The organism is Nonomuraea sp. NPDC004702 (assembly GCF_053601695.1).
On record NZ_JBSGCE010000015.1, the window covers coordinates 46,216 to 70,639 of the forward strand.

Annotated in this window: 24 protein-coding genes; 6 read left to right on the forward strand and 18 right to left on the reverse strand. The window is 71.4% G+C overall.

All coding sequences use genetic code 11. The features are described from left to right. The first annotated feature begins 126 nt into the window (after positions 1-126). From ACWEJ6_RS20170 to ACWEJ6_RS20185, 4 genes are all read left to right on the forward strand, one after another. Positions 127-1,788, forward strand: coding sequence for a class I adenylate-forming enzyme family protein (locus ACWEJ6_RS20170; RefSeq protein ID WP_387665167.1), 1,662 nt, complete (start codon positions 127-129; stop codon positions 1,786-1,788). Positions 1,789-2,101: 313 nt separating this feature from the next. Next, positions 2,102-2,506, forward strand: a complete 405-nt coding sequence (locus tag ACWEJ6_RS20175) for a hypothetical protein (protein WP_452425268.1) — start codon at positions 2,102-2,104, stop codon at positions 2,504-2,506. A gap of 65 nt (positions 2,507-2,571) precedes the next feature. Further along, complete coding sequence (locus ACWEJ6_RS20180; protein WP_358285803.1) at positions 2,572-2,931, forward strand: nuclear transport factor 2 family protein; 360 nt, start codon at positions 2,572-2,574, stop codon at positions 2,929-2,931. A gap of 95 nt (positions 2,932-3,026) precedes the next feature. After that, positions 3,027-4,334, forward strand: coding sequence for an MFS transporter (locus ACWEJ6_RS20185; protein ID WP_452425271.1), 1,308 nt, complete (start codon positions 3,027-3,029; stop codon positions 4,332-4,334). A gap of 108 nt (positions 4,335-4,442) precedes the next feature. Here the strand turns inward: ACWEJ6_RS20185 and ACWEJ6_RS20190 are convergent, their stop codons facing one another. After that, a complete protein-coding gene (locus ACWEJ6_RS20190; RefSeq protein WP_452425273.1) occupies positions 4,443-4,676 on the reverse strand; it encodes a hypothetical protein in 234 nt (77 codons plus the stop codon). Positions 4,677-4,755: 79 nt separating this feature from the next. Here ACWEJ6_RS20190 and ACWEJ6_RS20195 point away from each other — a divergent pair, with 79 nt between their 5' ends. Continuing rightward, positions 4,756-5,370 (forward strand): Uma2 family endonuclease, encoded by a 615-nt coding sequence (locus ACWEJ6_RS20195; protein ID WP_452425275.1) that lies wholly within the window; start codon positions 4,756-4,758, stop codon positions 5,368-5,370. A gap of 42 nt (positions 5,371-5,412) precedes the next feature. On the opposite strand, the gene ACWEJ6_RS20200 is transcribed toward ACWEJ6_RS20195, so the two are convergent. The 17 genes from ACWEJ6_RS20200 to ACWEJ6_RS20280 all read right to left on the reverse strand — a co-directional run bounded on the left by ACWEJ6_RS20200 (position 5,413) and on the right by ACWEJ6_RS20280 (position 23,322). After that, positions 5,413-7,968, reverse strand: a complete 2,556-nt coding sequence (locus ACWEJ6_RS20200) for a phenylalanine--tRNA ligase subunit beta (protein ID WP_452425277.1) — start codon at positions 7,966-7,968, stop codon at positions 5,413-5,415. Beyond that, entirely contained in the window at positions 7,968-9,008 is a 1,041-nt protein-coding gene (gene pheS / locus ACWEJ6_RS20205) for a phenylalanine--tRNA ligase subunit alpha (RefSeq protein WP_352364980.1), read from the reverse strand. The genes ACWEJ6_RS20200 and pheS overlap by 1 nt, the downstream gene beginning before the upstream one ends. A gap of 150 nt (positions 9,009-9,158) precedes the next feature. Continuing rightward, entirely contained in the window at positions 9,159-10,250 is a 1,092-nt protein-coding gene (locus ACWEJ6_RS20210) for a sensor histidine kinase (protein ID WP_352364892.1), read from the reverse strand. 50 nt (positions 10,251-10,300) lie between these two features. Beyond that, a complete protein-coding gene (locus tag ACWEJ6_RS20215) occupies positions 10,301-11,104 on the reverse strand; it encodes a TrmH family RNA methyltransferase (protein ID WP_357986153.1) in 804 nt (267 codons plus the stop codon). Between the two features lie 76 nt (positions 11,105-11,180). Next, positions 11,181-11,567, reverse strand: coding sequence for a 50S ribosomal protein L20 (gene rplT / locus ACWEJ6_RS20220; RefSeq protein WP_358285792.1), 387 nt, complete (start codon positions 11,565-11,567; stop codon positions 11,181-11,183). A gap of 24 nt (positions 11,568-11,591) precedes the next feature. Next, positions 11,592-11,786 carry a 50S ribosomal protein L35 gene (rpmI, locus tag ACWEJ6_RS20225; protein ID WP_125635662.1) on the reverse strand — a complete coding sequence of 65 codons (195 nt, stop codon included), beginning with the start codon at positions 11,784-11,786 and terminating at the stop codon, positions 11,592-11,594. 124 nt (positions 11,787-11,910) lie between these two features. Further along, positions 11,911-12,486 (reverse strand): translation initiation factor IF-3, encoded by a 576-nt coding sequence (infC, locus tag ACWEJ6_RS20230; RefSeq protein WP_452425281.1) that lies wholly within the window; start codon positions 12,484-12,486, stop codon positions 11,911-11,913. 354 nt (positions 12,487-12,840) lie between these two features. After that, a complete protein-coding gene (locus ACWEJ6_RS20235; RefSeq protein ID WP_452425283.1) occupies positions 12,841-13,722 on the reverse strand; it encodes a shikimate dehydrogenase in 882 nt (293 codons plus the stop codon). 81 nt (positions 13,723-13,803) lie between these two features. Further along, positions 13,804-14,961 (reverse strand): endolytic transglycosylase MltG, encoded by a 1,158-nt coding sequence (gene mltG, locus ACWEJ6_RS20240; protein ID WP_358285788.1) that lies wholly within the window; start codon positions 14,959-14,961, stop codon positions 13,804-13,806. A gap of 211 nt (positions 14,962-15,172) precedes the next feature. After that, complete coding sequence (gene mltG / locus ACWEJ6_RS20245) at positions 15,173-16,246, reverse strand: endolytic transglycosylase MltG (RefSeq protein WP_387665148.1); 1,074 nt, start codon at positions 16,244-16,246, stop codon at positions 15,173-15,175. A gap of 517 nt (positions 16,247-16,763) precedes the next feature. Further along, the gene (gene ruvX / locus ACWEJ6_RS20250) at positions 16,764-17,246 is read right to left on the reverse strand and encodes a Holliday junction resolvase RuvX (RefSeq protein ID WP_352327834.1); all 483 of its coding nucleotides are present in this window, start codon (positions 17,244-17,246) and stop codon (positions 16,764-16,766) included. Between the two features lies 1 nt (position 17,247). After that, positions 17,248-19,920: an alanine--tRNA ligase gene (gene alaS, locus ACWEJ6_RS20255; protein ID WP_387665143.1), complete on the reverse strand. Its 2,673-nt coding sequence runs from the start codon at positions 19,918-19,920 to the stop codon at positions 17,248-17,250. 22 nt (positions 19,921-19,942) lie between these two features. After that, complete coding sequence (locus ACWEJ6_RS20260) at positions 19,943-20,173, reverse strand: hypothetical protein (protein ID WP_452425287.1); 231 nt, start codon at positions 20,171-20,173, stop codon at positions 19,943-19,945. Then, on the reverse strand, positions 20,170-20,544 hold the full coding sequence (locus tag ACWEJ6_RS20265) for a DUF948 domain-containing protein (protein WP_452425289.1): 375 nt from the start codon (positions 20,542-20,544) through the stop codon (positions 20,170-20,172). Before ACWEJ6_RS20265 ends, ACWEJ6_RS20260 begins: the two co-directional genes overlap by 4 nt. Positions 20,545-20,728: 184 nt before the next feature. Next, positions 20,729-21,478: a hypothetical protein gene (locus tag ACWEJ6_RS20270; RefSeq protein WP_452425291.1), complete on the reverse strand. Its 750-nt coding sequence runs from the start codon at positions 21,476-21,478 to the stop codon at positions 20,729-20,731. Between the two features lie 32 nt (positions 21,479-21,510). Then, positions 21,511-22,752: a replication-associated recombination protein A gene (locus ACWEJ6_RS20275; protein ID WP_452425445.1), complete on the reverse strand. Its 1,242-nt coding sequence runs from the start codon at positions 22,750-22,752 to the stop codon at positions 21,511-21,513. A gap of 69 nt (positions 22,753-22,821) precedes the next feature. After that, positions 22,822-23,322, reverse strand: a complete 501-nt coding sequence (locus tag ACWEJ6_RS20280) for a hypothetical protein (RefSeq protein ID WP_452425293.1) — start codon at positions 23,320-23,322, stop codon at positions 22,822-22,824. A gap of 169 nt (positions 23,323-23,491) precedes the next feature. Between ACWEJ6_RS20280 and ACWEJ6_RS20285 the strand changes: the two genes are divergently transcribed. Then, entirely contained in the window at positions 23,492-24,379 is an 888-nt protein-coding gene (locus tag ACWEJ6_RS20285; protein WP_452425295.1) for a peptidylprolyl isomerase, read from the forward strand. Positions 24,380-24,424 lie beyond the last annotated feature (45 nt).

Below are 24,424 nucleotides of genomic sequence, written 5' to 3' on the forward strand. Positions count from 1 at the left end.
ATATCGGTTTCTATATGAAACTTTCACGGACACCTGTCGCCAGGGTTTTGGCTGCTCTAGCGCGACGTACCTACCGGTCGGTACTGTGAAAGTCCAGAAGAATCGTCTGATGCGGGAGTTCTGCGCATGTCCCTTTCGCACGCCCAGGTCCAAGCCCAGCTCACCGGCCCCGGCCAGCTTTTCGAGACCGAGGAGATCGGCGACACCGGGGTACGCACGTGGAAGCACGCGCCGGCACACTTCCGCGCCCTGCTGGAGACCAGCAGGTTCCACGGCGAGCAGGTCTTCCTGGCCTACGAGGACGAGCACATCACCTTCGAGGAGCACTTCCGCCGCGCCGCCACCCTCGCCCGCCGCCTGGTCGAGGAGTACGGCGTCACCAAGGGCGACCGCGTCGCCATCGCCATGCGCAACTACCCGGAATGGGTGGTCTCGTTCTCTGCGGCGCTGGCCGCCGGAGCCATCGCCGTACCGCTGAACGCCTGGTGGACGGAGGCCGAGCTGGCCTACGGCGTGCGCGACTCGGGGGCCAAGGTGCTGATCGCCGACGGCGAGCGGGCGGTCAGGCTGGCCTCCACGGGCGTGCCGATGATCGTGACCAGGGGCGAGGCGCCCGAGGGCGCGCGGTCGTTCGGCGACGTGCTGGGCGAGGTCACCGCCGACGTGCGGCTGCCCGACGTCGAGCTGTCCCCCGAGGACCCGGCGACGATCTTCTACACCTCCGGCACCACCGGCCGGCCCAAGGGCGCGCTGGGCAGCCACCGCAACCTCGGCCAGTCCCCCATGACCGTGGCCTACGGCCTCGTCCGCTCGGTCACCATGGCCGGCAAGGACGCGGGCGCGGCGGCGAGCGTGCGCCGGGTGACGCTGCTGACCGTGCCGCTGTTCCACGTCACCGGCTGCTTCTCCGCCATGATCACCTCGATGTTCACCGGCGGCGGCGTGGTGCTCATGTACAAGTGGGACCCCGAGCAGGCGCTGCGGCTGATCGAGCGGGAACGCGTCACCACGATGATCGGCGTGCCGACCAACGCCTGGCAGCTCATGTCGCACCCCGACTTCGGCAAGTACGACCTGTCGTCGCTGACCACCCTCGGCTACGGCGGCGCCCCCGCCCCGCCCAAGCTGCTGGAGCGCATCACCACGAACCTGCCCGACCGCGCCCCCTCCAACGGCTACGGCATGACCGAGACGACCGCCCTGGCCATCGGCAACGGCGGCGCCGAGTACCACGCCAGGCCCGACAGCATCGGCATGCCCTCGGCCGTCGTGGACGTGCGAGTGGTGGACCCCATGGGCGCCGAGCTGCCCGCGGGCGAGGTGGGCGAGCTGTGCGTGCGCGGCCCGAACGTGATCATGGGCTACTGGAACCAGCCCGAGGCCACGGCGCAGACGTTCGTGGACGGCTGGCTGCACACCGGCGACCTGGCCAGGATCGACGAGGAGGGCTTCGTCTACATCGTGGACCGCGCCAAGGACATGGTGATCAGGGGCGGCGAGAACGTCTACTGCGCCGAGGTCGAGGCCGCCCTGTTCGAGCACCCGGCGGTGGACGACGTGGCGGTGATCGGCGTCCCGCACGACGAGCTGGGCGAGGAGGTCGGCGCGGTGGTCCGGCCGGCGGCGGGCCGATCGGTCACGGCCGAGGAGCTGCGCTCGTTCCTGGCGGACCGGATCGCCAAGTTCAAGATCCCTGCGCACGTGTGGTTCCGCGAGGGCGAGCTGCCCCGCAACCCCGGCGGCAAGATCCTCAAGACCCACCTGCGCCGCGAGGTCCTCGGCTCCTGACCCCTCGGCAGACCCCGCACAACCGGAACGCCACTCCCGGGACCCGCTTCCGGGACGCGACCCACTCCCGGGCTCCGCACTCACGGCCCCCGCCCGCTCCCGGACGCCACACTCCCGACCCCGGCTTCCGGGACCCGCACCCTCCTGAAACCCCTCCGGGGCGCCTCCGCAAGGGGGCGCCCCGTTCTTTTTCTCCGGAGAACCCGCAGGTCGGCGGCCGGTTCGCGGACTTCATTACCTGGCGCGTAATCGCGGCCCCTACGCCCCGGCTGACATCGTTCAAGTGTCGCAACCAGCACTTGAAGGAGCCAAGATGACCGCCCTCACCGTCACCGCCGACCGGACCAGGTTCCTGCGCCTCGCTCTTGTTGCGGACGCCGTCGTCACCGGCGTCAACGGGCTGGTCTACCTGGCCCTGGCCGGCCCCGCGAGCGACCTGCTCGGCCCGGGCGCGGGCCTGCTGCGCGAGATCGGGATCTTCCTGCTCGTGTACGGCGCCGCCGTCGGCCTGCTGGCCTCCCGCCCCGCGATCAACCCGGCCGCCGTCAAGGCCGTCATCGGCCTGAACATCGCCTGGACCCTGGGCAGCGTGGCCGCCGTCGTGACCGGCGCGCTCGACTTCAGCACGCTCGGCGCCGTCTGGGCCATCGCCCAGGCCCTGGTCGTGGGGCTGTTCGCGGAGCTGCAGATCACCGGCCTGCGCAAGGCCCGCCGCTGACATCTCTCCGGAGAACCGTCTCCGGAGAACCGTTGGAAGAACTTCTGGAAGAAAGTGAGATCATCATGACCGCCGAACTCGTCGAGCGCTACATCGCCGCCTGGAACGAGACCGACGCCGACGCCCGCGCCAAGGCCGTCGCCGAGCTGTGGACCGAGGACGCGACCTACACCGACCCGATGGCCGACGTGGCCGGACACGCCGGGATCGCCGCCGTGATCGAGGGCGCGCAGGGCATGTTCCCCGGCCTGGTGTTCACGCCGGGCGAGGTGTTCGACGCCCACCACCACATCGCCCGCTTCACCTGGCACCTGGGCCCGGCCGGCGAGGAGCCCCTGGCCGTCGGCTTCGACGTGGTCGAGCTGGCCGAGGACGGCCGGATCCGCAGGGTCCTCGGCTTCCTCGACAAGGTGCCCGCCGCCTGACACCCCTCCCGCCAAGGCCCCCGGTTCCCCCGGGGGCCTTCGCCGTGCCTAAATGATTTGCCCTCGTCGCGGACGTGGTCGGACAATCAGACTTCGTGCCCGCACCACTCATGCGCCTGCTCCGTCATCTCTCCCCCGACCTGAGCCCGCTGCGCGACTCCCGCGACTACCGCCTGCTGTTCGGCGCGGGCGTCGTCACCATGTTCGGCACGATGATCACCATGGTGGCGCTGCCGTACCAGATGAAGGAGCTGACCGGTTCCTACGTCGCGGTCGGGATGATGAGCCTGGCGGAGTTCGTGCCGATGGTGGTGTGCGGGCTGTGGGGCGGCGCGATCGCCGACGCGCTCGACCGCCGCCGGATCATCGTGCTGAGCGAGCTGGGCCTGCTGGTCACCACCGCCGCCCTCGTGGTCAACGCGATGCTCCCCCACCCGCAGGTCTGGGTCCTGTACGTGATGGGCGCCCTGTCCACCGGCATCGCCTGCCTCCAGCGTCCGAGCCTGGAGGCGGTGATGCAGCAGGTGGTCCGGCACGACCAGCAGGCCGCGGCGGCGGTGCTGAACAGCCTGCGCTGGAACGTCGGCGCGATCGTCGCCCCGGCGCTGGGCGGCCTGCTGCTGGTGCACCTCGGCACGCACGTCGCCTACGCCATCGACACGGCGACCTTCGTGCTCTCCCTGGCGCTGCTGTGGCGCATCAGGTCGCTGCCGCCCGTCGAGGACGCCGCGCCCGCCTCGCTCAGCTCTCTGGTCGAGGGCGTGCGGTACGCCACCGGCCGCGGCGACCTCATGGGCACGTACCTGGTGGACATCGCGGCCATGGTGTTCGCCATGTCCAACGCGCTGTTCCCGTTCCTGGCCGACGAGCTGGGCTCGCCCGAGTCGCTCGGCCTGCTGTACTCCGCGGCCGCCGTGGGGGCCCTGGCCGCCTCGGTGACCGGCCGCTGGACGGCCCGCGTCCAGCGGCAGGGCCTCGGCGTGATCGTCGCGGCGGCGCTGTGGGGCGTGGCGATGACGCTGACCGCGCTGGCCCCGAGCGTGTGGCTGGTCTTCCTGTGCATCGCGCTGGCCGGCGCGGCCGACATGATCAGCGGCATCTTCCGTACGACGATGTGGAACCAGACCATCCCGCAGGAGCTGCGCGGGCGGCTGGCGGGCATCGAGTTGCTGTCGTACGCCAGCGGCCCGATGCTGGGCAACGCCCGCGCGAGCCTGATGGCCAACTTCGGCGGCACCCGCTTCTCGCTGGGCGCGGGCGGCCTGCTGTGCGTGGGCGCCGTCCTGGGCCTGGCCGCCGCCCTGCCCGGATTCCGCCGCTACGACGCCAGAACCGACGAACACGCGCTCGCCGAACGCGCCCGCCGCGTCGAGCAGTCATCCGACCACCCCACCCCGGCCTGACCGGCCCGCCATCGCCGTTCCACCGACCGGACCGGCCCACCCCGGGCGGCCGTTCCATCGGCCGGACCGGCTCCACCCGCCGGGGCGGCTCCGCTTGCCGGGGCCGCCTTACTCCCGCTCCCGCCAGCCGTCGTACCGCTCCACCAGCTCATCCACCTGACCGAGGGCCTGCTCGTCGAGCCCCTCCACGACGACGAGCCACTGGGCGTCCTCGGCGTCGTCCTCACCGGCGAGCGTCTCCCGTACCACCCGCGGCACCCCGAGCCCCGGGAACCACTCCCCCAGCGTCTCGGCGACCTCCTCGGCATCCCCACGCTCGCCGAACACCAGCAACTGCCTCATGCCCCACATTCTCCCGCGACTTACACACGTGTACGTTCGTTCACCGAGCGTGCACGGAATACATGGTTAGCGTTGGACCATGACTGCCGAAGCGGTGATCTTCAAGATGGAGTCCTCTTCTTCACTCCCCGACTGGGCCTTCCCCCCGCCGCAGGGCTACGTCGCCGAAGACCTCGATCACATTCCGGATTTGCCTGCGCACACAGAGTTGATTGATGGAAGCTTGGTCTTCGGGAGCCCCCAGCAACGCTTCCACCACAACGTGATCTTCGATCTGCACCAAGCGCTCGCCGATGCCGCACTCGACCACCTCCAGGTCTGTCAGGAGATGACCGTCAAGCTGGGGCCCAAGCAGCGGCCCGAGCCCGACCTGATCGTTCTGGGCCCGGAAGCGCCCTCTGATGAGGCGGTGACCTGCTACCAGGCCGAAGATGTCATCCTCGCCGTCGAAGTGGTCTCACCCGACTCCGAGGAGCGCGACAGGAAGCGCAAGCCCACCCTCTACGCCGAGGCAGGCATCCCTCACTTCTGGCGCATCGAAAAGGCCGGCGCGCTGCCGGTGGTCTACGTCTACGAGCTCGACCCCGCCACCGGTACCTACATCGGCACCGGTGTCCACCATGACCGGCTCAAGCTGACCGTGCCGTTCGACATCGACATCGACCTCACCGCGCTCGGCCGGCGCCGCAAGTAGAAAGGGCCGGTACGACAATCCGTACCGGCCCCTCTGATCGGCTCAGGCGCTGCGGAGCTGGGCTCCCACGCGGTCGGCCGCCATCGCCACCGCCGCGTCCCTGGCCGCCGTCGTCTCCTCGACCGTCAACGTACGGCCCGACGCCCGGAACCGCATCGTGTAGGCGAGCGACTTGTTCCCCTCGCCCACCTGCTCACCCGCGTAGACGTCGAACAGCCGCACCGACTCCAGCAGCTCGCCGGCCCCGTCGCGCAACGCCGCCTCCACGTCGGCCACCGGCGTGAAGTCGGGCACGATCAGCGCCACGTCCTGCGTCGCCACCGGGTATGGGGACACCGGCGGCGCCTGCACCGGCCCCGGCATGGCCGACTCCAGCCGTGACAGCTCCAGCTCCATGGCCGCGGTGCGCGGCGGCAACCCGTACGCCTCAATGACCCGCGGGTGCAGCTCACCGGCGTGCCCCACCAGCGTGTCGCCCACGTAGAGGGCGGCGCACCGGCCCGGGTGCCACGGCTCGTGCTGGTCGGCGCTGATGGACAGCTCGACCCGCGACTCGGCGGCGATCAGCCGGGCGGCCTGCACGGCGTCGGCCCACGAGGCCTGCCGGCCGGAGCCCCACCAGCCGGACCGCTCGAACTCCCCGGCCAGCACGACCGCGACCCGCAGCGGCTGGTCGGGCAGCGCCGCCTCGATCGAGGCCAGCTCCTCCTCGGTGGGACGGCGCGAGACGCCGAGCACCGGAGCGGCGGCGGGGGCGTTCTCCCGGGGCCGGTAGACCGCGCCCGTCTCGAACAGCGCCACGTCGCCGAAGCCGCGCCCGACGTTGCGGACCAGCGTCTTGAGCAGGCCGGGCAGCAGCGTCGTGCGCATCAGCGGCTCGTCCTCCGACAGCGGGTTGGCCAGGCGCATGGCCCGGCGTCGCGCGTCGTCGGCGGGCAGCTGCAGCCGGTCGAAGTCGTCGGCCCCGATGAACGGGTAGCTCAGCACCTCGACGTAGCCGCCCTCGGCCAGCGCCCGGCCGACCCGCCGGCGCAGCCGCTGCCCCTCGGTCAGCCCGGCGCCCGCCGGGGCGCTGGGCAGCACCGACGGCAGCCGGTCGTAGCCTTCGAGCCGGATGACCTCTTCGGCCAGGTCGTTGGGGTCGGTGAGGTCGGGCCGCCACGACGGCGGGGTGACCGTGATCATGTCGGGGCCGGTGACGGCCAGCCGGGCGGCCAGCTCGCCGCCGGTCACGACGCCGGTCGGGTCGACGCCGCCCTGGCGCACGGCCGGGTCGTCGCCGTCGGTCACGAGGCAGCCCACCTGCTCCAGGCGGCCGACGACGACCTCCTTGGAGTACGGGACGCCCGCCACGGCCGACGGATGACCGGCCGGGATCGCGATGCGCGCCGGCGTGACGTCGACCTCGGCGTGCGTCACGCCGGGCTGCACGGTCGCGCCGCCCAGCTCGGCCAGCATGCGCACCGCCCGCCACGAGGCGACCAGCGGCAGCTCGCGGTCGACGCCGCGCTCGAACCGCTTGGACGCCTCCGAGACCAGCCCATGCCGGCGCGACTCGCGCGAGATGCCGGTGGCCGAGAAGTGGGCGGCCTCGATGACGATGTCGGTCGAGCCGTCGGAGATCTCGGTCTCCAGGCCGCCCATCGTGCCCGCCATGGAGATCGGGCCCGACTGGTCGGTGATGAGGATGTCGTCGGGGTCGAGCTCGCGCACGACGTGGTCGAGCGTCTCCAGCCGCTCGCCCTCCCGGGCCCGCCGGACGACGATCTCGCCGGTCAGCTTCGACCGGTCGAAGGCGTGCAGCGGCTGGCCCAGCTCCAGCATCAGGTAGTTGGTGATGTCGACGGCCAGCGACACCGGGCGCATGCCGGACCGGCTCAGCCGCACCCGCATCCACAGCGGGCTCTGCGCGGCCGGGTCGAAGCCGCGCACCTCGCGCAGCACGAACCGGTCGCAGGCCGTCGGGTCGCCGATGGAGGCCGGCCAGGACGGCTCGGTCTCGGCGGGCACCTCGACGTCGGCCGGGTCGCGGAAGGCCACGCCGAACGCGGTGGCCACCTCGCGGGCCACGCCGCGGACGGACAGCGCGTAGCCGATGTCGGGCGTGATCTCCAGCTCGATCACGTCGTCGCGCAGGCCGAGCAGCTCGACCACGTCGGTGCCGATGGGCGTGCCGGCGGGCAGCACCATGATGCCGTTGTGGTCGTCGCCGAGGCCCAGCTCGCGCTCGGAGCAGATCATGCCCTCGGACATGCGCCCGTACGTCTTGCGCGCGCCCACCTCGAACCCGCCCGGCAGCACGCCGCCGGGCAGCACGACGGGGACGCGGTCGCCGGCGACGAAGTTCGTGGCGCCGCAAACGATCTCGCGCGGCGTCGCCTCGCCCACCTCGACCTTGCAGTGCCTGATCGGCTTCTTGAAGCCGGTGAGCTCCTCGATCTCCAGCACCTCGCCGACGACGACGTTCTTGACGTCGTGGCCGTAGGAGGTGATGGCCTCAAGCTTGAGCCCGGCCATGGTGAGCCTGTCGGCCACCTCGTGCGCGGTGGCCGCCGGGAGATCGACGTACTCCCGCAGCCAGGAGAGCGGGACCTTCATCAGATCTCCATTCCGAACGGGAGCGTGAAGCGCACGTCCCCCTCGATCATGTCTCGCATGTCTTCGGCGTTGTGGCGGAACATCAGCGTGCGCTCGATCCCCATGCCGAACGCGAACCCGGAGTAGCGCGAGGGGTCGACGCCGCAGGCGATGAGCACCCGCGGGTTGACCATGCCGCAGCCGCCCCACTCGATCCAGCCCTCGGACTTGCAGGTGCGGCACGGCGGGTTGCCGGGGATCGCCGAGGCGCCGCGGCAGACGAAGCACTTCAGGTCCATCTCGGCGGACGGCTCGGTGAAGGGGAAGTAGTTCGGCCGGAACCGGGTGGTGATGCCCTCGCCGAACATGACCTCGGCGAACCTGTCGAGCGTGCCCTTGAGGTGGGCCATGGTCAGGCCCTCGTCGACGGCCAGCCCCTCGGTCTGGTGGAAGACCGGGGTGTGGGTGGCGTCGAGCTCGTCGGTGCGGAACGTCTTGCCCGGCGAGATGACGTAGACCGGCAGCTCGCGCTGGAGCAGCGCGCGGATCTGCACCGGCGAGGTCTGGGTGCGCAGCACCATGCCCGACTCGGTGGAGTCCACGAAGAACGTGTCGTGCTCGGAGCGGGCGGGGTGGTCGGTGGCGATGTTGAGCGCGTCGAAGTTGAACCACTCGCCTTCGAGCTCGGGGCCCTCCGCGACCTCGTAGCCCATGGCGACGAACGCGTCGGCGACGCGCTCCTGCAGCGTGGTCAGCGGGTGACGGGCGCCGCGCGGCCGCCGGTCCCACGGCAGGGTGACGTCGACGGTCTCCTCGACGAGCACCCGGGCGTCGCGCTCGGCCTCCAGCTCGGCCTGGCGGGCGGCCAGCGCCTCGTTGATCGCTCTGCGGGCGCCGCCGACGCGCTTGCCGGCCTCGGCGCGGGCGGCCGGCGGCAGGGCGCCGATCTCGCGGTTGGCCAGGGCGATGGGCGAGCGGTCGCCCGCGTGCGCCAGCCTGGCCTGCTTGAGTGCGTCGAGGCTGTCGGCCGCCTTGATCGCCGTGAGGGCGTCGGCCTCCATGCGGGACAGCTCGTCGGCATGCAACGGCGTCACCTCGACGGGGTCGTAGTCAGACAAGAGTGAGCTCCGTATCCAGGGCTTGAGCGGAAATGAGTCTAGTGGGGCCCGCCCACCGGACCGACTTCGACGGGTGTCGAGCCGCTCGGGGCTTCAGACCGTGGCGAAGTCGGGTGTGCCGGTGGGCACGGTAAATCGGAACTCCGCGCCGCCCTCGGGCGCACGCTGCACGGTGATCGTGCCGCCGTGCGCCTCGACCAGGCCCTTCACGATGAACAGGCCGAGCCCGGTGCCGCCGCGCCGGCGGCTGTTGCCGCCCCGCCAGAACTGCCGGAAGACGCGCGGAGCCAGCTCGGGCTCGATGCCCTCGCCCTCGTCGCGCACCGACACGGCCACTCCCCATCCGACGGACTCGATCTCGATCGTCACGGTGCCACGCCCGTGGCGCACCGCGTTCTCCACCAGATTACCCAGAATCTGGTCGATCTTGTCCTGGTCGAGCCACATCTCCGGCAAACGGTCGCCGACGATCAGGCGGTAGCGGTCTTCCGAGTCGCCCGCCGCGACCCGGCCGGCGACCAGCCGGCGCGCCCTGGCCGGCACGTCGACGACCTGGCGGCGCACCTCCAGCCGCCCGGACTCGATGCGCGAGACGTCGAGCAGCTCGGTGATGAGCCGGGTGACGCGGTCGGCGTCGTTGTTGACGGTCTCCAGCATGACGCGCTTCTGCTCGTCGGTGAAGCGCGTCCACTTGGCCAGCAGGGTGGCGGTGAAGCCCTTGACGCTGGTCAGCGGCGAGCGCAGCTCGTGGGCCACGGTGGAGACCAGGTCGGCGCGGCTGCGCTCCAGCCGGGCGCGGGCGCCGCCGTCGCGCAGGGTGATCGTGACGCGCTCGACCTCGCCGCCGCGCTCGGGCTCGCGCACCAGCCGGGCCGCGACGTAGAGCTCCTGGCCGCCCGGCAGGTGCAGCGGCCGCTCGGGCACCCTGGTCCTGGTACGCAGCCCGCCCTCGGGGTCGAGCGCCTTCCACCACTCGCGCCCGTCGTGGTCGCGGAAGGGGAAGACCTCGTTCATCTCCCGGCCCACGGCGCGCTCCATGGCGACCCGGGTGAGCCGGGCGGCGGCCCGGTTGACGGCCAGCACGCACCCATATCGGTCGGTCACGATAAGACCGTCGGGGAGGTCGTCGATGGAGATCGTGCACGCGGCGGCCACGACTCGCCCGTCGGTTTCTGCGCCGTGCACGACCTCGCCTCCTCCGCCTACAACGCCGACAATAGCGGGTTTCCGGCCGCCTAGGGCACTCGCTGAGCCCTGGCGGAGGAGTAAAGGCACACCGCCGCGGCGGTGGCCAGGTTGAGACTTTCAGCCTGTCCGTAGATGGGCACTCTGACCACATCGTCCGCCTCGGCGCGTATCTCCTCCGGCAGTCCCCAGGCCTCGTTCCCGAAGATCCACACAGTCGGTCCGGAAAGATCCACGTCGTCGAGCGTGTGCTTGCCCGCGCCGTCGGCCGCCAGCACGCGCATGCCCCGCTCCCTCAGTTGACGCACGGCGGCGGCGACCGGTGCACCGATGACGACCGGCAGATGAAACAGGCTGCCCGCGCTGGCGCGTACGCACTTGCCGTTGTAGGGGTCGACGGAGGCGTCGGTGAAGATCACCGCGTCCGCCCCGGCGGCGTCGGCCGCCCGCATGACGGTGCCGGCGTTGCCCGGGTCGCGTACGTGCGCCAGCATCGCGACCAGCTTCGGCTCCCCGGCCAGCGCCTCCTCCAGCGGCACGTGCACGAGCCGGCACACCGCCAGCAGCCCCTGCGGGGTCACCGTCTGGGACAGCTCGGACATGACCTCGCCGCTGGCCCGGTGGACGGGCACCCCCTGCAGCGTGGCCTGGGTGATGAGCTCGGCGTGCCGCAGCTCGGCCTCGGCCGTGGTGAACAGCTCCAGCGTCACGCCGTCGAGCTTGAGCGCCTCGCGCACCGCCTGCGGCCCTTCGGCCAGGAACCTGCGGTCCTGCTCCCTGAAGGCGCGCTTGGTGAGCCTGCGTGCGGCCTTCACCCTCGGCGACTTCACGTTGGTCAGCTCGGACCCGGCCATGCTCTCCCCCTGATCGTGCGTGGATACAGCAAAAGGGCCCACCGTGACGGTGGGCCCTCTGTGTCTGAAGGCGACCTCAGCTCGCGGTGGCCGGAGCGTTCACGTTCGCCGGGAGCGCCTTCTTGGCGGCCTCGACGAGCGTGGCGAAGGTCGCGCCGTCGTTGACCGCGAGGTCAGCGAGGATCTTGCGGTCGACCTCGATGTTGGCCAGGCGCAGGCCCTGGATCAGGCGGTTGTAGGTGATGCCGTTGGCGCGGGCAGCGGCGTTGATCCGCTGGATCCACAGACGGCGGAACGCACCCTTACGGTCCTTGCGGTCCCGGTAGGCGTACGTCATCGAGTGGAGCATCTGCTCCTTGGCCTTGCGGTACAGCCGCGACCGCTGGCCACGGTAACCGCTCGCCCTGTCGAGGACGACCTTGCGCTTCTTCTTGGCGTTGAGCGCCCGCTTCACGCGTGCCATGTTTCTTCTCCCCGGGGGTTCGCGCTACTTGGCGAGCAGCTTCTTGATCTTCTTGGTGTCTGCCGGCGAAACGACGACTTCACCCTTGAGACGACGCGTCAGCGTGGACGACTTCCACTCGTTGTAGTGCGCGCGGCTGGCGCGGCGGCGCTTGAGCTTGCCGGTGCCGGTGAGCCGGAACCGCTTCTTCGCACCGCTGTGCGTCTTCATCTTCGGCATGTCGCCGTCTCTCCTCAATTCGGTCGTGCCGGTGGCCGGGCCGGTGCTGGCCGGCCCGGTCGCGGCTTGTTCGTCTGCCGGTGGCTGCCGGGGCGCGTGGTGTAAGGCTAACCCCAGCCGCGGGTCACGCTTCCTGTACGGAAGGCTCCGCCGCCTGCACGGAAGACTCCTCTTCCGATGCGGGAAGCTCCTCGCCGCCACGCTGCGCCTTGGCGGCAGCCTTTTCGGCCTTGGCCTCGGCCTTCTTCTTGTGCGGACCGATCACCATGATCATGTTACGGCCGTCCTGCTTGGGCTGGGACTCCACGAACCCGAGCTCCTGGACGTCCTCCGCCAGCCGCTGCAGCAGCCGGAAGCCGAGCTCCGGCCGGGACTGCTCACGTCCGCGGAACATGATCGTGACTTTGACCTTGTCCCCCGCCTTGAGGAACCGCACCACGTGACCCTTCTTGGTCTCGTAGTCGTGCGGGTCGATCTTCGGCCGGAGCTTGATCTCCTTGATGATCGTGTGCGCCTGATTCTTGCGCGCCTCGCGCGCCTTCATCGCGGACTCGTACTTGAACTTGCCGTAGTCCATGAGCTTGCACACGGGCGGTCGAGCCGTGGCCGCGACCTCGACGAGGTCGAGGTCGGCCTCCTGGGCGAGCTTCAGCGCGTCGTGAATGCTGACGATGCCGACCTGCTCGCCGTTCGGGCCCACGAGGCGAACCTCGGGAACTCGGATACGCTCGTTGATGCGGGGCTCAGTGCTGATGGGGCCTCCTAGGTTTGCGATCCCTACGTGCTCGTCGTGGCGGGGGCCTTCCGCGCCGAAGACGCGAAAAGCCCCGCACGTCGCGCATGCGGGGCCACTGAGCTCTATGGCTTCGTGGCCTCGAGCTCCCCGGAGAGTCCGGCGTGATCCTGGACCCGGCCACCTTTCGGCGACTCGGGTGGGAGGGAGACCTCCGCTTGCGCGTCCAGCAAGGCATGCCGGACCGATCAGAGAGCTACACTACCACAACCACGCAGGCGCCTCGAATCTTCCCGCCGGCGCGGGTAATCGCCGGGAAGATCACTGCGGACGGGCCGCGGCCCGCCGGGCGATCTCGGCCTCGCCCGCCGCGCGCATGGCCTCGACCGGCACGTCCAGGCGGCCGGTCATCAGCTCCACCTGGCGCGCCGCCTGGTGGAGCAGCATCGCGAAGCCGCCGACCACCGTGCCGCCCGCGTCGCGGACGGCCGTGGCCGCCCTGGTGGGCCAGGGGGCGTAGACCACGTCGAACAGCGCCGGCACGCGGGCCAGCCGTCCGGCGAAGGCGTCGGCGGCCCCCGCGGGCAGCGTGGAGACCACCAGGTCCACCCCGGTGTACGCGTCGAGCTTGTCGAACGTCTCCACTGCCAGCGCCACGCCCAGCCGTTCGGCCACCTCGGCGGTCTCCCCCGCCCTGGCCGGGTCGCGGACCAGCAGCGTGGCCGCGAACAGCCCCAGGTTGCGCAGGGCCGCCAGCGCCGAGGCGGCCGTGGCGCCGCCGCCCAGCACGGTCGCCGACCGCGGCGCGGGCACCCCCGCCTCCGCCAGCGCCTGCTCGATGCCGTGGACGTCGGTGTTGTGCCCGTGGCGCAGACCGTCGGCGAAGACCACGGTGTTGGCCCCGCCCACCTCGACGGCCAGGTCGGAGACGGTGTCGAGGAGCGGCAGCACGGCGCGCTTGAGCGGCATCGTCAGCGACAACCCGGCCCAGACGCGCTCGCCGCCCTGCTCGGCGCCGCGCTCCTCACCGTCGCGCTGCCCGCGCACGGGGGTCAGCCCGGCGAGCAGGCCGGGCAGCCGCGCCTCGTCGCACTCGATCGCCTCGTAGCTCCACCCGTCGAGCCCCATCGCCGCGTAGGCGGCCCTGTGCAGGTGGGGCGAGAGCGAATGCCCGATCGGCGAGCCCATGACCGCAGCCCGCATCGACACTCCTTCCGGAAACACGGTCCCTACTCCTACCACGCCGCGGGGCCGCCGGTCGTCGGACGGCTCCCGCGGCGGAGGTCAGCCGCCGTTCCGCTTGTACTCGGCCAGCAGCGCCTGGCGTTCGGCCTCGGTGGTGGCGAACTTGGTGACGCGGCTGTTGGGGTCGGTGGCGACGAAGTACAGCCAGTCGCCCTTGGCCGGGTTGAGCGCCGCCTCGATGGCGTGCTGGCCCGGGTTCGAGATCGGGCCCGGCGGCAGGCCGAGGTACATGTACGTGTTGTACCGGCTCTTGGTCTTCGTCTCGGCGATGGTGGCGGCGGTGCGGTACTTGTTGAGCGCGTACATGACCGTGCTGTCCATCTCCAGCTTCATCTCCGGGTCGCGGTCGAGCCGGTTGTAGATGACGCGGGCGATCTTGGGCATGTCCTCGAACCGGCCGGCCTCGGCCTGGATGATGCTGGCGATGACCACGATGTCCTGGGGCTTGCGGCCCAGGGCCTTGGCGCCGCCTTCGAGGTCGACCTCGTCGGCCGTCTGGTTGAACCGCTTGACCATCGCGCCCAGGATCTGGGCCGGGGTGGCGTTGGGCGGGAACTCGTAGGTGGCCGGGAAGGCGTAGCCCTCCAGCTTGCCCTTGGCGTACGACGGCAGGTCGAGGTCGGCGGTGTCCTTGGCCGCGGCCGCGAAGCCCTTGGCCGGCTTGCCCGTCGCCTTGGCCAGCGTGGTCAGCGTGTCGGACAGCCGCAGGCCCTCCTTGACGCCCACCTTGGCCAGCAGCTTGTTCTCGGGGCTCAGCATCGCCACCGCGTCGGCCGCCGCCATCTTCTTGCGCATCTTGTACTGGCCGGGCTGCAGCGAACCGCTCTTGCCGGCGTTGCCGATGGCGGTGCTGAACGCCCTGGCGCTGGCCACGACGCCGAGGCGCACCAGCTCCTCGGCCACCTCCGACGCGCTCTGGCCGTCCTTGATCTCGACGATCACCTCGCCGGTGCCCTGGCCGGTGTAGTCGTCGGGCACGAGGGCGTCGCTGACCCACAGGTAGCCGTAGTAGCCGCCGCCGCCGATGATGCCCGCCAGCACGACGAAGGCGAGCAACGGCGCGATGAAGCCGCCGCGGTTACGACGTCTGCGCCGCCGGCGGTTGCCGCCGCGCTTGCCGGAGCCGCGGGCACGGCGCCGGGACCGGCCCTCGTCGTCCTCGGTGCCGAGCAGGGAGTTCAGGTCGAGATCGCTCATAGCTGCGCTGGCCAATCTCCCGGTACGGCCCGTTCGGCGTCAAGCGGTTGTGCCGAACCGGCGGAGCTCACCGGGCGAAACGGGGGGATCCGCCGGGCATGCTCCCACGACCAGCGGAGATCACTCTGGGTAGCCATGCTAGGGGATGGGAAGAGGGCGCATGACCCGGTATGGGGCTTTTGCGCGGGCACAGGGGGGGTCCCGCCGAACATCAGTCCGTCCCGAGGTTCTTGTTCAACTCTTCCCGGTATCTCACGAACTCGCTCTCTTTGTTGGTGAATTTGGTGATTCTATGCGCCGGATCCGTCGTCACAAACCAGTGCCAATCACCCGCGGCCGGATTCAGGGCCGCCAGCAGCGCCTTCTCCCCCGGATTCGCGATGGGCCCCGGCGGCAGCCCGCGACGGTGGTAGGTGTTGTAGGGCGAGTTCACCTTGGTGTCGCTCTCGGTGACCTTCAGTGACCGGCGGTTCTGCGCGTACAGGACCGTGGTGTCCAGCTCCAGCGGCGTGTTGCTCTTGAGTCTGTTGTAGATCACTCTGGCGATCTTGGGGTAATCGGCGTCGGTGCCGCCCTCCGCCTGCACGAGGCTGGCGACCGTGAGCGCCTCCAGCGGGGTCAGGCCGAGCCGCCGGGCCCCCTCCGCCAGGTGGATCTGCCGGGCGGCCACCCCCCACCGCTCGACCATGGCGGCCAGCACGTCCACCGCCTTGTCGCCGGGCTCGACGTCGTACGTGGCGGGGAACAGGAAACCCTCGATCCCGGGCGCGTACGAGGGCAGCCCGAGCAGGCTCTTGTCCACGCTCTGCAGCTCCTTCAGCGGCAGCGCGGCCAGCTGGGCGACGCGCCGCAGCACCTCGCCCGCGCGCAGCCCCTCCGGCACCGCCACCCGCCTGACGAGCCGGGAGGCGGGCGCGAGCAGCAGGTCGAGCGCCGCGCCCGCGGCCATGCCCTTGCGCAGCCGGTAGTGGCCGGGACGCAGCCGGTTGGCCACGGCCCGCTCCTGGGCCGCGTTCACGAACGAACGCGAGCTTGCCACGACGCCGGCGTCGGCCAGCGCCGTGCCGATCTCCTCGGCGTTCGCCCCGGGCGGGATGCGGACGGTGACCGTCCCGCTGCCCATGCCCTCGAAGTCCTCGGGGCTCAGGTACGGCCTGACCACCGTGAGCACGCCCGCGCCCGCCGCCACCAGGGCGGCGACCAGCGCGGCGGAGACCAGCCCCGCCTTGCCCAGGGCCCGGCCACGGCGCGACGACCGACTGCCCCCGGCAGCCTCCTCAGCCACCGGTCGCGGGCCGCTCCCCGCAGACGCCTCACCTGCCGGGTGAGGCATGTTCCCGGCATACCCCTCACCCGCCGGGTGAGGCATGTTCCCGGCAGACCCCTCACCCGCCGGGTGCGGCATGCTCCCGGCAGACCCCTCACCCACCGGGCGGGGCATGCTCCCGGCGGCCCCCTCGCCCACCGGGTGCGGGCCGCTGTTGGCAGCCCCCTCGCCCACCGGGTGGGGCATGCTGCTGGCAGGATCCCTATCCGCCGGCCGCGGGCCGCTCCCGGCAGGGTTCTCGCCCGCGGGCCGCGGGCTGTGTCCGGGGTGCTCCTCGGCCGCCGGGGGCGTCTCCTGCTCGGAGTCCGCCCGCAGGAACGGGATCACCTCGCCGCCGTCGTCGTCGGGGGTGGTGTTCACGCGGCCACCTCGCCGGTCGGACGCCCGGCGGGCGAGATCGGGGCCTGCGCACGAACCATGCCCTCACAACAAGTCTCGTGACGGGCCTCGTGACGGGCCTCGTGGTGCCGCCCGGTCATGAGGCAGGTCCGTCGGCCGCCGCGGGGGGCGGTTCGACGGGCCTGCCTGGTGGTCTGTCGGTGGCGCGTTCGGAGTCGAGGGCGTCCTGGAGCAGCACGACGGCGGCCGCCTGGTCGACGACCCCGCGCTGCTTCTTGGCGCGTACGCCGCTGGCCCGCAGCCCGTGCTGGGCCGCGACCGTGGTGAGCCGCTCGTCGAACAGCCGCACGGGCGTGGGCGCCAGCCGGCCGGCCAGCTCGGCGGCGAACGCGCGGGCCAGCCCGGCCGCCTGCCCCTCACGCCCGGACAGCGACGTGGGCAACCCCACGATCACCTCGATCGCCTCGTGCTCGGCGACGATCTCGGCGAGGCGGTCGAGGTCGCCCTTGCCCCGGCGTACGGTCTCGACCGGCGTGGCCAGCGTCCCGCTGGGATCGCTGCGCGCCACGCCGATGCGGACGGAACCGACGTCGACGCCGATCCGCGAACCGAACCTCATGTCATCCGATCTGCTCGCCGATGGCCTGTTCGACCAGGCCGAGCGCGTCGCCGATCGCCTCGGGCCGCGTACCGCCGCCCTGCGCGACATCGTCCTTGCCGCCACCGCCACCCCCAAGAGCCTTGGCGGCGACGCCGACCAGCCTTCCGGCCTTGAGCCCCCGCTCGCGCCCCGCCTCGTTGACCGCGGCGACCACCACGGGCCGGTCGGAGGGGGCGCCGGCGATCACCACGACCGCCGGCCGGTCGGCCGGGAATCTGCCACGCACATCAAGCGCGAGCTTACGCAGGTCGTCGGCGCCGGTGCCATCAGGCGCGCGGTGTGTCACCACGGAGACTCCGTGCAGGTCACGGGCCTGGGACGCCAGCTCGCCGGCCACCTGGAGCACCTGCGCCGAGCGGACCTTCTCCAGCTCCTTCTCGGCGGTGCGCAGGCGGGTGACGATGCCCTCGATGCGCTCGGGCAGCTCCTCGCGGCGCGCCTTGAGCTGCTCGGACAGCTGGGCCACCAGCACGCTCTCGCGGGCCAGGAAGCGGAAGGCGTCGATGCCGACCAGCGCCTCGACCCGGCGCACGCCCGCGCCGACCGACTGCTCGCCCAGCACCTTGACCAGGCCGAGCTGCCCGGAGCTGTGGACGTGGGTGCCGCCGCACAGCTCGCGCGAGTAGTCGCCGATCTCGACCACGCGGACCTCGTCGCCGTACTTCTCGCCGAACATCGCCAGCGCGCCCATCGCCCTGGCCTCGGCCTGGGAGGTGTAGAACGCGTTGACCTTGAGGTCGTTGATCAGCACCGCGTTGACCTCGTCCTCGACGTCGCGCAGCACGCTGGCCGGGACGGCGCCCGCCGCGGTGAAGTCGAAGCGGAAGCGGCCCGGGGAGTTCTCCGAGCCCGCCTGCGCGGCCGTCTCGCCCAGCGCGTTCTTGAAGCCGCGGTGGACCAGGTGGGTGGCGCTGTGGCTGCGCGAGATGGCCCGGCGGCGCTCGACGTCGATCTCGGCCTGCGCCTCGTCGCCCGCCTTGAGCTCGCCGCTGCGGACCTTGCCGCGGTGGACGATCAGGCCCTTGAGCGGCGACTGCACGTCGAGGATCTCGACCTCGGCGCCCGCCGTGCGGATGACGCCCTGGTCGGCGAGCTGGCCGCCGCCCTCGGCGTAGAACGGGGTGCGGCCGAGCACGATCTCGACGGTCGTGCCCGCGCCGGCCGCCGGCACGCTGACGCCGTCGACCAGGATGCCGACGACGGTGGTCTCGGCTTCGGTCTCGTCGTAGCCCAGGAAGTCGATCTTGCCGGCCTTCTCCAGCAGGTGACCGAAGACGGAGATGTCGGCGTTTCCGGTCTTCTTGGCCGCCGCGTCGGCCTTGGCCCGCTGCCGCTGCTCCTTCATCAGGCGGCGGAAGCCCTCTTCGTCGACCTTCAGGCCCTGCTCGGCCGCCATCTCCAGGGTGAGGTCGATGGGGAAGCCGTAGGTGTCGTGGAGCTGGAATGCCTGGTCGCCCGAGAGCGTCGAGCCGGACTTGCGCTTGGTCTCCTCGACGGCCACGTCGAAGATCGCGGTGCCGGTGCGGAGGGTGCCGAGGAAGGACGTCTCCTCGGCGTCGATGACCGCGTGGATCTGCGGCGCGTCGACCTTGAGCTCGGGGTACTGCTCGCCCATCACGTTGATCGCGACGTCGGTCAGCTCGTGCATGTAGCGCTCGTCGCCGGAGCCGAGCAGGCGCAGGTTGCGCACCGAGCGGCGCAGGATGCGGCGCAGCACGTAGCCGCGACCCTCGTTGCCGGGCATGACGCCGTCGGCGACCAGCATGGTGCCGGTGCGCACGTGGTCGGCGATCACGCGCAGGCTCACGTCGGCGCGGTGGTCGCGGCCGTAGCGGGTCTTGGTGAGCTCGGCCGCCTTGTCGAGGATCTTGTAGGTGGTGTCGATCTCGTAGAGGTTGTCGACGCCCTGCAGGATCGTCGCCATGCGCTCCAGGCCCATGCCGGTGTCGATGTTCTTGGCCGGCAGCTCGCCGGAGATGTCGAAGTCGACCTTGGTGCGGACCTGGCTGAGCTGGTACTGCATGAAGACGAGGTTCCAGACCTCGAGGTAGCGGTCCTCGTCGGCGACGGGGCCGCCCTCCTTGCCGTACTCGGGGCCGCGGTCGTAGTAGATCTCCGAGCAGGGGCCGCCAGGGCCGGGCACGCCCATGTGCCAGTAGTTGTCCTCCAGGCCGCGGCGCTGGATGCGGCTCTCGGGCACGCCGACCTTGTTGCGCCAGATGTCGTAGGCCTCGTCGTCCTCAAGGTAGACGGTGGCCCACAGCCGCTCCTCGGGGAAGCCGAAGCCGCCGTCGGACTCGGACCTGGTGAGCAGCTCCCACGCGAACGGGATCACTTCGGACTTGAAGTAGTCGCCGAAGGAGAAGTTGCCGAGCATCTGGAAGAAGGTGGCGTGCCGGGTGGTCTTGCCGACCTCTTCGATGTCGGGCGTGCGCACACACTTCTGCGCGGTGGCCAGCCGTGACGCCGGAGGCTTGCGCTGCCCCAGGAAGTACGGCTTGAACGGCACCATACCGGCAGGAACCAGGAGTAGCGTGGGGTCCTCAGCGATCAGGCTGGCCGAGGGCACGACCTTGTGCCCACGCTCCTCGAAGAAGCGCAGGAAGCGGCGGGCTATCTCTGCCGACTCCATTGTGGCCATCCTTTGCTGGTAGTCAGTTGTCGATTTCAGCGTTGTCGAGCCCGAAGCGCGCCCGCAACTGGGTTTCGCGCTCGGCGGCCTCGCCGAGCGCGTCAGAGGTAAAGTCTCTCACCCGCGCGAGCATCCCCGCCGCGCCGTCGGCGGTGCGCCGCACGACGTGGGTCGGGTGCAGCGCCTGCAGCCTGCGCATCACCCAGAAGGCGAAGAACGCGCCGAGCGAGAGGTAGAACAGCCGTCTGATCACCGGGACCGCCTCACCCGGACGGGCCTGCGGGCCTCGATGGCGCGCCGCACGCCGTAGCCGAGCGACGACACCTTGATCAACGGGCCGGTGAAGATGGTCTGCGTCACCGCGCTGAGCTTGGCGGCGTGCGCGCTGACCTGCTTGACGTCCTGGGCGATCGCCTCGACGGCGACGAGTTGCCTGTTGGTCTCGTTGACCGTGACGCTCACGTCGTCGAGCAGCGGCACCAGGCGGTTGTTCAGGTCGGAGACCGCCTTGGTGGTCTCGGTGAGCAGCCTGGCGAGCTTGACGAGCACCATGGCGAGAACGCAGACCAGGACAATCCAGCCCGTGGCCGCGATCAGCCCGGCGACCTCTCCAGCGGTAAGCATCCGCTCATCTCCCTCGTACGCTGGGCCGGAACGGCATGAACCCTATCGCGTCCCGGCGACAAGGTTAGTGAGGAAAACGGGCCGGATCCGGCGGCGAGGCCACCTGTGGACACTTCCGTGACCGATCACATGCCGCTCCGACCAGGCGTTCCGCCGCCCGGCCCGCCTCCTGTCACGCTTCCTGTCACGCCTCGGGGACGCGGGCGAAGGCGCGTACGGGAACCCGCCCGACGCCCTCCAGGAGCGGCGGCGCGGCCGTGAACAGGGCGCCGGTGGGCGGCAGCCGGTCGAGCCCGGCCAGCCGCTCCACGACCGGCACGCCCGCCGCCAGCAGCACGTCGAGAGCCGCCGACCCGCCGACGCCGTCGAGGCCGTCGAGGCCGTCGGCGTCGGTGCCGACCAGGGACGCGCCGCGCCCGGCCAGCCACGAGGCGGCCTCCGGGGTGAGCCGCCCCCCGCCGGGCGCGCCGGTGTGCAGCAGCACCGCCCTGCCGCGCACGTCGAAGGCGGCCAGCGCGCCCACGCCGATCTCCCGCGCCTCGGCGCCCGCCACGCGCACCACCACGGCGGGCAGTTCGGCGGTGCGGGCCAGGGGCAGCCCGGTCAGGTCGCCGCCGGGCGCCACCAGGTACGTGCCGCCGTCGGCGGGCGGGCGGGCCAGCTCGACCAGCGCTCCCCCGGCCGCCGGCGCGGCCTGCGCGGCGCGGTCGGAGGGCCCTCCCCTGGTGCCCTTGTGCGGCTCGGCGAAGATCTCGACGTTGTCCAGCTCGACGCCGTCGGTCATCAGCAGGCCGAGCGAGGCCACGAACAGCGCGGCGATCTCGTCCTCGGCGGCGTCGGGGCCGGGCAGGTCGACGCGGAAGCCGTGGACGGCGAGGTCGCCGCCGTTGCCGAAGGTGATGCGGGCGTCGAAGCTCGCGCGGTGGTCGGTCATGATGACGCTCAATCTAGCGCGGCGGCCAGGGCTCAGGATCCGCGCAGGAAGTCCCGGATCCGGGCCCAGCGGTCGGCCACCGGGGCCTCGGCGCCGTGCCTGGTGGGCTCGTAGTAGCGGCGGTCGCGCACCTGCTCGGGCGCGTAGTCCTGGCGCACCAGGCCGTGGTCGAAATCGTGGGGGTACTTGTAGCCGCCGCCGTGGCCGAGCTTGGCCGCGCCCGGATAGTGGGCGTCGCGCAGGTGGCCGGGGACCTGGCCGATCAGGCCCTTGCGGACGTCGCCGACCGCCGCGCCGATGGCCTTGACGACCGCGTTGGACTTGGGCGCCATCGCGCAGTGGATGACGGCGTGCGCCAGGTTGATCTGCCCCTCGGGCAGCCCGATGAGCTGCACGGCCTGGGCCACGGCCACCGCCGTCTGCAGGCAGGTGGGGTCGGCCATGCCGACGTCCTCGGAGGCGAAGATGACGATGCGGCGGGCGATGAAGCGCGGGTCCTCGCCGGCCTCGATCATGCGGGCCAGGTAGTGGAGGGCCGCGTCGGCGTCGGAGCCGCGCATCGACTTGATGAACGCGCTGATCACGTCGTAGTGCTGGTCGCCCTGGCGGTCGTAGCGCACCGCCGCCTTGTCGGCGGCCTTCTCCACCACCTCGACGGTGATGTCGTCGGCCAGCAGGGCGGCGGCCTCCAGGTAGGTCAGCGACCTGCGCGCGTCGCCGCCGGCCAGGCGCACCAGGTGGTCGAGGGCCTCGGGCGCGAGCCGGGCCCGCCCGCCCAGGCCGCGGGGCTCGGCCACCGCGCGCTCCAGGACCGCGCGCACGTCGTCGTCGGACAGCGACTCCAGCGTGAGCAGCAGCGAGCGCGACAACAGCGGCGAGATGACGGAGAAGTACGGGTTCTCGGTGGTGGCGCCGATGAAGGTGACCCAGCGGTTCTCCACCGCCGGCAGCAGCGCGTCCTGCTGGGCCTTGTTGAAGCGGTGGACCTCGTCGACGAACAGCACGGTCTGCCGGCCGCTCATGCCCAGCTCGCGGCGGGCGTTGTCGATGGCGGCGCGGACGTCCTTGACGCCGGCCGAGACGGCGGAGATCTCGACGAAGCGGCGCTTGGTGACGTTGGAGACGACGTAGGCCAGGGTCGTCTTGCCGGTGCCGGGCGGGCCCCACAGGAACAGCGACATGGGGGCCTCGCTCTCGACCAGCCGCCGCAGCGGGGTGCCGGAGCCCAGCAGATGCCGCTGCCCGATCACCTCGTCGAGGGTGCGCGGGCGCATCCGCACCGCGAGGGGTTGCGGGGTGGCCTCCTCAGCCGCCGAATCGAACAGGCTATCCACAACGCGAGATTACACGCCGGTCAGACCCGCCGCGGCCCACACGGCCCTGGCCCCGGAGTCGCCCGCCCGGAAGCAGAAGTAGCCCGCCACGGCGGCCAGGACGACCGTCAGCGCCGACAGCGCCAGCGTGACGGCCCTGCCGAACCGGTCGCGGGTGAGCGAGCCGCGCGCGGGGGTGGTGGCGTACACCAGGGCCAGGCAGGCGGCGGCGAGCCCGGCCGCCGACAGCAGCAGCGGGGTCGCGAAGCCCTCGTGGACGGCGACCCGCGTGCCGAGCGGGCCCTCCACGCCGGTGAAACGGGCCCGCTTGAGGCTCTCCCCGCTCTCCTTGGCCGCCAGGACCGCCACGGGGGCGGCCACGGCCAGCAGCACCACCGCCCACGCCGTCACGGCCCGCACGCGAGGCGCCAGCGCGTACGCCCCGCCCACGAGGACGAGCAGCGGCGTCAGCACCACGGCGAGGTGCACGATCAGCGGATGGGCCGGCAGGCCGAGGATCTGGTCGAACACGGTCACTCCTTGGAGGGCTCACCTGGACTACGTATCTGCCTGCGAAATGGTTCTCTCCTCACTTGCCCCACTCTGCGGCTTCCGCCACTTACGCCCGGCACATATCGGAGGCCGGTAGCATTCGCGGAGTTGTTTGGTCATGTGTCGGCAAAGATGAAGGAGACAACCGGTGAGCGGCGACGACCGCCAGAGCGAGCTGGCCCGGGAGCACAAGGAGCGGCAGGCGAGGCGCGCGGCCGAGCAGACCGCCAAAGCCAGGCGGAACACCTTCATCGGCGCGGGCGTGGCCGTCGTCGTGGTGGCGGGCGGCATCTTCGCCGCGACCACCCTGATGGGCGACGACAAGAAGACGGCCGCGGCGGCGAGCACGCCCTCGCCCTCCGCCAGCACCAGCATCCCCGCGCCGACGTCGCTGCCGAGCACCACGCCGCCGAAGCAGGCGGGCAAGGTGTCGTGCACCTACAAGCGGGACGACTCCGCGCCCAACAAGTTCGTCGGCCTGCCGGGCAAGCGGCCCAACCTCAAGCTCAAGACGATGACCGTGAGCACCAACCACGGCGACATCGTGATCGACGTCGACGCGAACGCGACCCCGTGCTCGGTCAACTCGATGGCCTTCCTGGCCAGGAAGGGCTTCTACAACAACACCAAGTGCCACCGGCTGGTGACGCCGGAGACGGCCGGCCTGTTCCTGCTGCAGTGCGGCGACCCGCAGGCCAAGGCCGACGGCAGGAACCCGACCGACGGGCAGGGCACGGCCGGCTACGTGTACGCCGACGAGGCCGTCGGCATGCCCTACACCAAGGGCGTGGTGTTCCTGACCCAGCCCGACGGCGCGGCGGGGCAGAACAGCAGCCAGTTCGCCATCTCGCTGTCGGACGAGAACGGCCAGCTGGAGCCGCAGTACTCGGTGCTCGGCATGGTCCGCTCGGGCCTGGAGATCATCGAGAAGGTCGCCAAGGACGGCGTCATCGTCAACGGCGACGACATCGTGGGCGACGGCGGCTCGACCGCGCCGAAGAACCCGATCATCATCAAGCGCGTCACCGTGCGGTAGCACGCGGAACACGACGGCGGGCGCTCCCCTTCGAAAGGGGGGCGC

Coding starts and splice junctions, on each gene's coding strand:
- ruvX (WP_352327834.1), bottom strand. CDS start 17,246: ATGAGGTTCGGTTCGCGGATCGGCGTCGACGTCGGTTCCGTCCGCATC.
- alaS (WP_387665143.1), bottom strand. CDS start 19,920: ATGGAGTCGGCAGAGATAGCCCGCCGCTTCCTGCGCTTCTTCGAGGAG.
- ACWEJ6_RS20200 (WP_452425277.1), bottom strand. CDS start 7,968: ATGAAGGTCCCGCTCTCCTGGCTGCGGGAGTACGTCGATCTCCCGGCG.
- rpmI (WP_125635662.1), bottom strand. CDS start 11,786: ATGCCGAAGATGAAGACGCACAGCGGTGCGAAGAAGCGGTTCCGGCTC.
- pheS (WP_352364980.1), bottom strand. CDS start 9,008: ATGGAGGCCGACGCCCTCACGGCGATCAAGGCGGCCGACAGCCTCGAC.
- ACWEJ6_RS20170 (WP_387665167.1), top strand. CDS start 127: ATGTCCCTTTCGCACGCCCAGGTCCAAGCCCAGCTCACCGGCCCCGGC.
- mltG (WP_358285788.1), bottom strand. CDS start 14,961: ATGAGCGATCTCGACCTGAACTCCCTGCTCGGCACCGAGGACGACGAG.
- ACWEJ6_RS20235 (WP_452425283.1), bottom strand. CDS start 13,722: ATGCGGGCTGCGGTCATGGGCTCGCCGATCGGGCATTCGCTCTCGCCC.
- ACWEJ6_RS20195 (WP_452425275.1), top strand. CDS start 4,756: ATGACTGCCGAAGCGGTGATCTTCAAGATGGAGTCCTCTTCTTCACTC.
- ACWEJ6_RS20265 (WP_452425289.1), bottom strand. CDS start 20,544: ATGCTTACCGCTGGAGAGGTCGCCGGGCTGATCGCGGCCACGGGCTGG.
- ACWEJ6_RS20180 (WP_358285803.1), top strand. CDS start 2,572: ATGACCGCCGAACTCGTCGAGCGCTACATCGCCGCCTGGAACGAGACC.
- ACWEJ6_RS20190 (WP_452425273.1), bottom strand. CDS start 4,676: ATGAGGCAGTTGCTGGTGTTCGGCGAGCGTGGGGATGCCGAGGAGGTC.
- ACWEJ6_RS20275 (WP_452425445.1), bottom strand. CDS start 22,752: ATGCGCCCGCGCACCCTCGACGAGGTGATCGGGCAGCGGCATCTGCTG.
- ACWEJ6_RS20215 (WP_357986153.1), bottom strand. CDS start 11,104: ATGGCCGGGTCCGAGCTGACCAACGTGAAGTCGCCGAGGGTGAAGGCC.
- rplT (WP_358285792.1), bottom strand. CDS start 11,567: ATGGCACGCGTGAAGCGGGCGCTCAACGCCAAGAAGAAGCGCAAGGTC.
- ACWEJ6_RS20175 (WP_452425268.1), top strand. CDS start 2,102: ATGACCGCCCTCACCGTCACCGCCGACCGGACCAGGTTCCTGCGCCTC.
- ACWEJ6_RS20270 (WP_452425291.1), bottom strand. CDS start 21,478: ATGACCGACCACCGCGCGAGCTTCGACGCCCGCATCACCTTCGGCAAC.